Genomic DNA, 10,610 nt, shown 5'->3' with positions numbered 1-10,610 from the left:
CGTCGAAGCCGTCAATCGGACAGTAGCGAGGATCAATCTACGCCCGCGCAAGCGCTTGGGCTGGAAGACGCCGTACGAAGTGCATACAGGGGTGAGCGTTGCACTTATGTGTTGAATTCAGGAGGTAGTAGTCATGGGGTATGTTTTTCATCTTGGTATCCTCAGGCAGTCACAGAGGTGCCAGTGAGGCGGCGTATATTCATCGATATGGTTGTTATTAAAGTCAATGAGCGTGGTTTGCAGGATATTGTCCTGATAGCAGAGGTTGTCTCCAGGGTGGCTGATGATTCCTATCTTTTTAATCAAGGCTCCTAGTACCAATGCTTCTTGAAGAAGTGATAGGCGCTTGTTCGGTATGGGGATGCGCCGTTCGCCACAGAAGGTGAGTAGTTTTGACCAGGATTGGGTACTGGTGTGTTGGTTTTCGTAATGGATCATCCTGCCAATGTTACAGAAGTGGCAGGGGTTACCTATTGCAGGTATATAAGGCTGGCTGATGTGGTAACTGTTGCAGCTGTGATGGCATACACTTATTGCGCTTTCAGGTAGTTGGCTGGCTAGGCTGAAGTGCAGGTTATGTAATTGGTGGTAGTTGTAGTGGTCTGGAATGATTAGGATATAGTATTTTTTATTTGGTTCAATCGTCTCGGCGCTCGGCGTGAACGGTAGTTTGTGAAACTCCAGTGGGGTTTTTATTTCTTCCCTGAGGAGCTTTTCCAAATCGATAGCGCCTTTCCAGTCGTGGATGATGAACACTTTTTCAAAGTGCGGCGCGTAGGCCGGTCTGATGCTGATGGCGGATTCCAAAAATGTATAGGCGGTCTCCGGGTTAAGGCCATTTTCTGTGAGTATTTCATCCAGTTCCGATCGTGTGATGGTGGAATAGTTTTTTAAACGGGAGAGTGCGTTCAGTAAGGGCGGTGAACTGATTTTTGAAATCCCTCTGTCCGAGACGACCAATGCGTCATGCGTTAGGTTCAGGATGTCATAGTTGCTCATGGATAAACGCATGATGCAGACTCCTTAAGGTTTTTCCGGATCATCCGGAAAAACCTTTATGGCTCTATTGTTTATTTTTTCTCAGGCTCAGTTGCGTCATTGTGTGCGGCGTTGTGACCACCGCATCCACCACAACCTCCGCTGCCCCCTGAACAGCCTCCGCCCCCGCCACAGCCGCCACTTCCACCACAGCCTCCGGCGCTACCTGTGCCTCCCGCCATATAGGCGCCGGCACCTGAATTATGTTTCTCGTTAAAGTTGAACAGCACATCGCCAAGAGTTGAGTTGCTCATGATCTTGTTTCCAGTTCAATTTTTCAGTTCGGGGTTTTCTTATGTCACTTAAATTCTAGGCTCTAGGTGACATTCCTTATTTAGTTGCTGAACGGGTCAGTGGCAAGTTCGGCGATTATCTCGGTCTGTAGGAATAAGATCACATATAAAATGCACTTGTCTTACGTTGGCGAGTGCTGTTTTTTTAGCGCAGATTATTCAATCGGGGAAGGCGTATTTCCAAGTGTGCAGGTATCTGTCGTTATTGTGAGCAAGACTCTGTAGGTTTTTTCTTTTTTCTGGATTTTTACTTGCAGTTGGGTGGGCTAAATCTTCGTCGAAACTCGACGAACGGTTATGGTGCGCAACAGGATGCTGGCTTTTGGTCATCATCCTGTTGTGGCGTGCTGGTGAGTGAGTTCGCTTTACACCCGCACCGGCGGCTCCTGCGGCGGTGGGTCGCCCACGGGGGGCTGTTGGGGCGGCGGTGGGTCTTGTTCCGGGATGGGCTCGGGGTCGGGGATTGGCAGGGTCGGGTCGTCGATGTTGGGGTCGGGAGTTTCGGCGGGGATGGGGATGTTCATGGGCGGTTCTCCTGCGGTGGTTTTGCGGTGGACTGCGCGGCGGCGGGTTTTGCTCAGGTTTTTTGTGCAGGTGCTGGCCGATATTTGCCTGAACTTTGCCGCGGGCTGTGGTTCGGAACTTAATCGGCGGCGGCACCAGGACGGTGCGCCACGAGCCGAGGGCGGCGCGCATGATGGTGCGCACGCGGGCCGTGGGGTTACGGCCCGGGCGTTGCATGGGGACGGGCAGGCAGATCGCGGGTGAGCGGCTAACCTTGCCGGGTTCCTTGTGGCGGCTGGTTTTCCTCTTTCTTCAAGACCCAGAACAGCGGAGTGCAGGTATGAGTGTGTCGAGCAGGGATCAGGGGCAATCCGTGGGCAAGTGGTTGCCGACGGCCAAGGACATCGAGGCGTTGGTGCGGGCTGAGCATGCCGACCCTTTTGCCATCCTGGGGCCTCACGACGATGGCGCGGGCGGGCAGGTGATCCGTGCGTTCCTGCCCGATGCCCTGGCGGTGCAGGTGCTGGCCAGCGACAGCGACGAGGTGCTCGCGGATTTGCCGGCCAGCCGCGTGCCGGGCCTGTTCGTCGGCCACCTGCCCAGCCCGGGGCGCTATCGGCTGCGCATCCAGTGGCCCGGTGGCGAGCAGACCAGCGAAGACCCCTACAGCTTTGGCCCGTTGCTGGGGGAGATGGATCTGTACCTGTTCGCCGAGGGCAATCACCGCGACTTGAGCGCTTGCCTGGGGGCGCAACTGACCCAGGTGGATGGCATCGACGGCGTGCGCTTCGCCGTGTGGGCGCCGAATGCGCGGCGAGTGTCGGTGGTGGGCGATTTCAATGTGTGGGACGGCCGCCGCCACCCCATGCGCCTGCGCCACCCCAGCGGCGTGTGGGAGATTTTCATCCCCCGGTTGCAGGCCGGCGAGGCCTACAAATACGAAATTCTCGGCGCCAACGGCATCCTGCCGCTCAAGGCTGACCCCGTGGCGCTGGCCACCACGCTGCCACCGGACACCGCCTCCAAGGTCGCCCCCAAACTGGCGATGGCCTGGCAAGACGATGCCTGGATGCAGGCCCGCGGCGCGGCGCAAGCGGTGACGGCGCCGCTGTCGATCTACGAATTGCACGTCGGTTCCTGGCAGTGCGAGGTCGATGACCTGGGGGAAGTGGCCCGCCAATATGGCTGGGGCGAATTGGCCGAGCGGCTGATCCCCTATGTGCTGGAGCTGGGCTTCACCCATGTGGAGCTGATGCCGATCATGGAGCACCCCTTTGGCGGCTCCTGGGGCTATCAGCCGCTGTCCCAGTTCGCGCCCAGTGCGCGTTTCGGTTCGCCCCAGGATTTCGCCGGGTTCGTCAATGCCTGCCACTTGGCCGGGATCGGGGTGATTCTCGATTGGGTGCCGGCCCATTTCCCCACCGATGCCCACGGCTTGGCGCAGTTCGACGGCACCGCGCTCTACGAGTACGGCAACCCGCTGGAGGGCTTCCACCAGGACTGGGACACGCTGATCTACAACCTGGGCCGCACCGAAGTGCACGGTTTCATGCTGGCTTCGGCGTTGCACTGGCTCAAGCATTTCCATGTCGATGGGCTGCGGGTGGATGCGGTGGCCTCGATGCTCTACCGCGACTATTCGCGCAAGGCCGGCGAGTGGGTGCCCAACCGCCACGGGGGGCGCGAGAACCTGGAAGCCATCGATTTTGTGCGCCACCTCAACGACGTGGTGGCCCTGGAGGCGCCAGGGGCGCTGGTGATCGCCGAAGAGTCCACGGCTTGGCCCGGGGTCAGCCAGGACACCCAGCAGGGCGGCCTGGGCTTTGCCTACAAATGGAACATGGGCTGGATGCACGATTCGCTGCATTACATCCAGCAAGACCCGGTGTACCGCGGCCATCACCACAACGAGTTGAGTTTTGGCCTGGTGTACGCCTGGTCCGAGCGTTTCATCCTGCCCATCTCCCATGACGAGGTGGTGCACGGCAAGCATTCGCTGATCGACAAGATGCCGGGCGACCGCTGGCAGAAATTCGCCAACCTGCGCGCCTACCTGAGTTTCATGTGGACTCACCCGGGCAAGAAGCTGTTGTTCATGGGCTGCGAGTTCGGCCAGTGGCGCGAGTGGAACCACGACCAGCAACTGGATTGGTACTTGCTGCAATACCCCGAGCACCGGGGCGTGCAGCAATTGGTGGGCGACCTCAACCGCCTCTACCGCGAGGCGCCTGAGCTGCACCAGCAGGATCATCTGCCCCAGGGCTTCCAGTGGTTGGTGGGCGATGATGCCATCAACAGCGTTTACGCCTGGTTGCGCTGGAGCGCCGATGGCCGGCCGCTGCTGGTGGTGGCCAACTTCACCCCGGTGCCGCGCGAGGGCTACCGCATCGGTGTGCCCCTGGGCGGGCAGTGGAGCGAAGTGCTCAACAGCGACGCCGAGCGCTACGCCGGGTCCAACTACGGCAACGGCGGCAGCGTCGAGGCCCAAACCGTGCCGAGCCACGGCCAGGCACTGTCCCTGGCGCTGAACCTGCCGCCGTTGGCGGTGCTGGTATTGCGCCCGCAGTAACGGCGCTGTTGGGGTGGCAAGCGGGCAGGCCCGCTTGCTACAGGCGCGATGGCCGCTCACCAGCGCATCCGCACACCCAGGCTGCCAATCAGGCCATTGAGGTCGTTGTCGTCCACGTCGCTGCTGTAGTCGGCGCTGACGTACAGGCTGACGGTGGGCGAGACCTTCGCCACCAGGCCCAGGCCCAATTCCACGGTGGAGGATTTGCGGCTGCTGCTGATCTTGTCGACCTTGTCCAGGGTCAGGGTGTCGCCGCTGTACACCGTGTGCCACAGGTTGGTGCGCACGTAGGGTTCCAGGGGCAGGCCGCTGACTTCATAGCGCCCCTTCAGGCGGGCGCCGACCCGGCCGCTCCAGGACGTCTGGGCGGTGGACGAAGGGCTGCCACTGCCCGCGTTGGGCGTGCCCAGGCTGATGCGTTGGTTTATCAATTGCGCTTGGGGTTCGACCACCCAGTTGTCGCCGATGCCGATGGGGAAACCGCCTTCCACCGACAGGGTCACCGCGTTGCCTTCGGTGGCCTGGCGCTGGCCCTGTTCGTTGCGGCTGTAGCCGCTGACACGGCCGCCACTGGCGCTCAGGTCAACGTGCCAGCCCTGGGCCCCGGTCAGGCTCCAGAACGCCCCCAGGCTCTGGCCCTGGACGTTGAGGGTGTCGCGGCGCGGATCGGCCATGGCACGACGGGTGATGATGCCATTGCCGTTGCTCAGTAACTGGCGTTCACCGCCCAGCAGGCCGATGCGTTGGGTGCTGCCGTCGCTGGCTTGGCGGGTGTAAAGGGCCGGGCCCTTGAGCAGGCCTTGGAGGTTGGCGGCGAACTGCGAGGCCAGGTAATCGGTTTCGGCCTGCCGGGCGGGGCGGCCGTAGAGGCGCTCCCAGGTGCTGGCGTTATCGATGAGCAACGTGGGGGCCAGGCCCGGTTCGCCAGTGGGCAGGGCGGCGGGGCCGTACCAGGCATTCGCCGGGCCCTCGGCGCGGGCGGCCAACGGGGCGGCCAACAGCAGGGAGGTGGACAGGGTGCAGAAGGTCAGGGTGATCTCGTGGGAAGTGAAGGAGGTTTTCATGGCGGTCTACCTTGCAATCGCATGCAGTCTCTCGCTTTGGCGTCTCTCCTACCCCGAATGAGGGGCGACCGAGTTCAATGAGGCAAGGCCCGGTGGCCCGCTGGCGCGGGTGTTGGGGGCCTGGCCCCGGGAGGTAATACCGGGGGTAGTAAGGTTGAGCTAAGAAGAGCGCGGGCAAAGCGTCAAGAAACTGCGCATGGCTTTGAAGATTATTTTTTAGCCCCGCCAAGGCCTTGAAATGGCTGCAAACCCTAAGTGCCTGTTTGTAGATGAAAAGCGTCGAAAGCCCCGTTCCAGAGGCTTTCGATAGGGGGCTACCAACTGACGCGCACGCCCAGGTTGGCGGCGACGCCTTTTTGCTGGGTGCTGTCGATATCGTGGCTGTAGTCGGTGCTGGCGTAGACGCTCACCGCGTGGCTGAGGCTGACCACCACGCCCAGGCCCACATCCGCCGACGACGCTTTTTGCTGGCTGCTGATGCTGTGGCGGTTGTCGTAGGTCTCGCTGCTGGTGCCGGAGAATGTGTGCCACAGGTTGGCACGCACATAGGGCTCCACCGGCAGGCCGCTGACTTCGTAGCGGCCCTTGAGGCGTGCACCCAGGCGCCCGGTCCAGGCACTGTCGGCGTCGAACTCCACCCGCGACACGCCGTCATGGCCGCTGTCCAGGGACACCTTCTGGTGGATGATTTGTGCCTGGGGCTCGATCTCCCATTGCTTGCCCAGGGCAATCGGGTAGCCGGCCTCCACCGACGCGGTGAGGGCGTGGCCGCGGTTTTTGAGCTTGAGACCGCGGTCGGAGTGGCTGTCGTTGTCCAGGCGTGTGCCCATCAGCACCATATCGAGGTAGGCGCGCTGCGGGTTGAGCAGGGTCCAGTAGAGGCCGAAGCTGTCGCCTTGCAGGTCAACCTTACCGGCGCGCCGGCCCTCGAAGCCCTGGTTGAAGCCGTCCACATCGCCCTTGACCTGGGTGTGGCCGACGAAGAAGCCGACCCGTTGGCTCATGCCGGATGCGGCCTCGGTGCCGTACAGGTCATTGCCCACCTGGAAACCCTTGAGCGAGCCGTCCAGGTGCGGGTTCACGGTGCCGGCCCAGGTCTGGTCCAGTTGCTTGCCATACACCCGGCCCCAGCCTGCGCCAAAGGCACCGTGCTCGGTGAGCAGGCGTTGTTCGCCCTGACGCTCGTGGAAGGTGCCCAGGGCCGAGAGGGTCAGCAGGTTTGCCGCGGGTTGCAACGCCGACCATACCGGCACTTCTGGGCGATACAGGGGAATGGGGCGCATGCCGGGCAGTACCACGGGCACGGGAGGGGAGCCGGGGGCGATGACCGGTAGGGTGATTTCGGGCTCTTCGGGGTTGCCAGGGTTACCTGGGTTGCCGGGATTGCCAGGATTGCCAGGATTGCCAGGGTTGCCGGGTTCTTCCGGCCCCACCCCCGGCAGCGGTGTGACGGGTACGATGGCCGAACGCAAGTACCAACTGTTGCCCGTGTTGGCGGTGACGCCGCCCTTGAACAAGTAGTACACGTAGGGCCCGGCCGACACGCTGCCGTCTTTGAGGCTGAAGGCCGAAGGGTCGCTGCTGGCGGTGCCTTGGGCCTCTACCACCTGGATGCCGTTTTGCAGGCTTTCGGCCCCGGCGCCGCCGACGTTACTCACGCTGATCTGCGTGGTGCCGCCCAGGGTGCCGTTGACCACCACCAATTTGTCGCTGGGCGCATCGTCGCCGGCCAGCACGCTGTTGACGAACAACCGCCCGCCGCTGCCCGCGTAGTTGCCGTGCACGGTGAGGCTGTCGTTGGTGCGGCTGTTGCCGCTGCTCATGTCGATGATCCCCTCGTTGTTGACGGTGATCGGCACCGTGCCGTCCGGCGAGGTGATGCTGCCCTGCACGGGGGCCAGGGTAGTGACCGGCCCGAGGATATTGAACGTGCCGGGGAAGGGCGCGGTGGCCGCCAGGATAAAGGGCTCGGTGAGGTCAAAATGGCTGCCGTTGGTGAGGTTCACCGTTTGCCAGTTGATGTAGCGGCTGGCTCCGGCGGACGTGGTGTTCTCGAACGTCAACGTATTGCCGTCCGGGCCGCCGTCGATGCGCGACACCAGGCTGAGGATCAGTTCGGTCTGGTTGCGCAGCAGCGCGGTGTCGGTGCCTTCGCCCATGAGGATGGGCGAGCGGATGTGGCCGCCGCTCCACACGAAACTGTCATCGCCGGCGCTGGCGCGGATTTCCCCGACCACTTCGCCGCCCTGCACGCTGATGCTGTCATCGCCGCCACTGACGCTGATGTTGCCGCCCACGCGCCCGCCCTGGACGATGATGGTGTCGGTGTCGAACCCGGTCACCAGGTTGCCCTGGATTTCCCCGCCCAACAGTTCAAAGCGGTTCTTGTCCAGCTTCATGTCCACACGACCGATGGTGCCAGCGGTCATGCGCGCCGTATCGCCGTCCTCGAAGGCGCCAGTGATGGTGCCGCCACTCATGTTGAAGGTGTCGCGGCTGTCGCCTTGGGCCAGGGAGGCGATGGTGCCGCCGTTCATGACGAAGTCATCGACCCCGTTGCCCTGCTGCACGGCGCCGGTGATGGTGCCGGCGTTGATGACCAGCGAGTCGGCGCCATCACCCATGTTCAGGGCGCCGTTGATAGCGCCGGAGTTCATCTCCACGCGGTCGGTGCCCGCGCCGAAGGTGACGTTGCCAGTGATGCTGCCGGTGCCGTTGGCGGGGAACGTCAGGCTGTTATTGCCCGCCAGGTCGGTCAGGGCACCGCTGGTGCCGCTGTCGCAAACAAAGTTGTCGTTGCCGGCCCCAGGCGTCAGCGTGCACGCAGCTTGGGCAACGTGGGGCGACAGCATGAGCAGGGAGGTGGTGGCGAGTGAGGGCAGTAAGCGAGCAGGGTATTTCATGATAGGTCCGGACCCCTGGCATTGAGCGGCTTTCTCGGGATGCCCTGCTGTCGCGGCCTATCAAAAAAGCCTTAATCCGGTTTGAAGGCACTGCACTGATGACTTGCAGGGTGTCTGTGGCTCAGACACTTGAAGTAGTAGTGGTTTTTTCGATGGCTGGCGCCTCGGCTGACCAGCGGTACTGTCAGATCTGACAGTTGCGCAGGGAAATAAAATGGCGTATGCGGCGCCCGCAAAGCCGCTAGCTACCCCCGGCTCATGCACAAAGAGGGTGGGTGGATGCCTTTTTTGTGGACGCTGACTAACCAGCGATGCGCCGTTAGCCTCGGCGCCTCTGTGGGAGCTGGCCTGCCAGCGATGGCGCCCTCAAGGCCCGCCTTGCTGGCAGGCTCTCATAGAGGGCGCGGGTGTCAGGGGTTGGTGGGGTGTTGGTCTAGGGCCCGGTCTACCAGCAGCTGCCCCAGCTCCAGCAATTGCTGGATCGCCAGGGCCACGCGGCGGCGCGAGCCGTCGAGTTCGAAGGCCAGGTCGCTGGCCATGACATTGGCGCAGGCCAGGGTTTCCGAGGCATTGGCCAGCAGGGTTTCGGGGTCGATGTGAGGGGCGACGGTGAAGAGCTGGGGCGAGGGCGGTGCGCTGACCTTGGGCGCTAGGTAGTGGTCGATGGCGCGGATGGCGGCTTCGTCGAGGGCGGGCGGGGGATTGGGGGTGATTTTGTGCATGGGGTAGCTCCTAGAATTAAAGGAGTTGCCAGCATCACTTCCACATGATGGGTGGCAACTGTACGCAGGTGTGGAAGACCGGGGATCTAGGAACCCGGCGCACCCGAAAGTGCCCCGCGCACAGCTGCCATAACACGTACTAGCAGACGCAAAAAAAGCGCCAACTCGGCTATGGGCGCTTCGCGCCTAGATCTTCAACGGGCTTCCACACCCGGCCGCTGATTTGGCAGCGGCTGGCGAAGGTTAGCCGCTGCCTCGGTTTAATACAACCCTCAAGTCCCTGCGCAAAACGCCCTACTTGCAGTAATACAACAAGAAACTGCAGGCGTATCGGGTTGTAGGATTACTTGTACTTTTTTCTGTTGTTTTTAATTAAATAAGTTGTATGCACCATGCGGGGATCTGGACATAGTCAGAAGTGTAATTTAAGTTGCATTTCTCAATATGATAAAAAAGAGCTGCTCCAGGCCCATACGGAAGACATACCCAATAGATTCTAGTTACGGATGGCAATGGGCAGCCATAGACTCTAAGCATATCGCCAATGGCCTCCCATCCGGCGGGTGCGGTGTTTGGCTGAGAGTGCATCCATTCAACTGCTTTTGGGTGGGTTAAAGGGGCCTCATGGGCAAGCAGACGATAAACATTCGTCACCGCTACTGGATACGAACCAGAAGTTCCTATCCCGTCAGTGACTTGTATCGTCGCCAAACCATTGGTGTTGCCGGTTACTTTGCCTTGCGCATCTACGGAAGCAACTGCGGGGTTACTTGACGCATAGCTATACGGCGGTGCTCCACCGGTGGGCACTCGTGTGGCGGTATTGTTGATTGAATCCAGCCCGGTTCTGGGCCAAGCAGGAATTTTGATGGATATACCATTCAAGTTCATCTGGGTAGGCGCCAGGGTGAAGGGAACCAGAGTGTAGGTCTTGACCGGAAAACAGATGGCCCGGTTAACGTCGCCCTGGCTGGTCAATGACGCCTTGAAGTGCATCTCCACGGGGGAGCCGTCCTTGAGGCTCTCGAAGAATGGCTTATACCCCACCACTTGTTCGTGTTGTCCTGTGCTGATCCAGTTGGGGTTGGTATGTGCGGGCCATCCATTCCAGACCGTGAGGCTGGCAGGGGTGCCATCCATCTTGGTGCCTTTGATTTCCAGCCACACTGGGCACCCGTTGCTTATAAACGGCCATGACCCAATGCGCACGGTGGCCCCGCTGGTGATGGCCGAGAGGTCCAGGGTGGTGCCGCTGGCCTGGTTGATCTGGATAGTGGTTTTGGCCAACTCGCTGGTTGGCAGCGGTGTCACCGTCACGGTCACCGTGCCCGAAGGCGAGACCTGGCCAGCGCGCGTGACCTCGTATTTGAGGGTAAAGCTCTGGTTGCTGTTGCCGATATTGGCGGCGATGGCGCTGGCGGGGATATCGAACTCGACGGTCTTGTCGGTTTCGCCTGGTTTAGGGGCGATGGTCGGGCTGCCCGCGCCGGGTGTGCCGGCCATGACGAGGCGGATGC

7 protein-coding genes and 1 pseudogene are annotated in these 10,610 nt (G+C 61.4%); 2 read left to right on the top strand and 6 right to left on the bottom strand.

What is annotated here, in order from left to right; genetic code table 11:
* Window positions 1-115: pseudogene (locus AC19YT_RS27420) on the top strand (IS30 family transposase); the annotation flags it as partial.
* 32 nt (window positions 116-147) lie between these two features.
* Here the strand turns inward: AC19YT_RS27420 and AC19YT_RS27415 are convergent.
* Both AC19YT_RS27415 and AC19YT_RS27410 read right to left on the bottom strand, forming a co-directional pair.
* The gene (locus AC19YT_RS27415) at window positions 148-1,011 is read right to left on the bottom strand and encodes an McbB family protein (protein ID WP_500611332.1); all 864 of its coding nucleotides are present in this window, start codon (window positions 1,009-1,011) and stop codon (window positions 148-150) included.
* 685 nt (window positions 1,012-1,696) lie between these two features.
* On the bottom strand, window positions 1,697-1,855 hold the full coding sequence (locus tag AC19YT_RS27410) for a hypothetical protein (protein WP_176465135.1): 159 nt from the start codon (window positions 1,853-1,855) through the stop codon (window positions 1,697-1,699).
* A 320-nt stretch (window positions 1,856-2,175) separates the two neighbouring features.
* On the opposite strand from AC19YT_RS27410, the gene glgB reads away from it, so the two are divergent.
* The gene (gene glgB / locus AC19YT_RS27405; RefSeq protein ID WP_500611331.1) at window positions 2,176-4,404 is read left to right on the top strand and encodes a 1,4-alpha-glucan branching protein GlgB; all 2,229 of its coding nucleotides are present in this window, start codon (window positions 2,176-2,178) and stop codon (window positions 4,402-4,404) included.
* Between the two features lie 56 nt (window positions 4,405-4,460).
* Here glgB and AC19YT_RS27400 read toward each other — a convergent pair whose 3' ends face one another.
* From AC19YT_RS27400 to AC19YT_RS27385, 4 genes are all read right to left on the bottom strand, one after another.
* Window positions 4,461-5,468: an autotransporter domain-containing protein gene (locus tag AC19YT_RS27400; RefSeq protein WP_095109882.1), complete on the bottom strand. Its 1,008-nt coding sequence runs from the start codon at window positions 5,466-5,468 to the stop codon at window positions 4,461-4,463.
* Between the two features lie 314 nt (window positions 5,469-5,782).
* Window positions 5,783-8,371, bottom strand: a complete 2,589-nt coding sequence (locus tag AC19YT_RS27395) for an autotransporter family protein (protein WP_500611330.1) — start codon at window positions 8,369-8,371, stop codon at window positions 5,783-5,785.
* 410 nt (window positions 8,372-8,781) lie between these two features.
* Entirely contained in the window at window positions 8,782-9,093 is a 312-nt protein-coding gene (locus AC19YT_RS27390; RefSeq protein ID WP_500600390.1) for a DUF6124 family protein, read from the bottom strand.
* A gap of 372 nt (window positions 9,094-9,465) precedes the next feature.
* The coding region (locus AC19YT_RS27385) for an immunoglobulin-like domain-containing protein (RefSeq protein ID WP_500611329.1) at window positions 9,466-10,610 on the bottom strand (1,145 nt) is incomplete at its 5' end.

The organism is Pseudomonas sp. MF08875 (assembly GCF_059862525.1).
The sequence above is the reverse complement of the archived record's forward strand: the minus strand, read 5'-3'. Positions and strand labels throughout refer to the sequence as shown.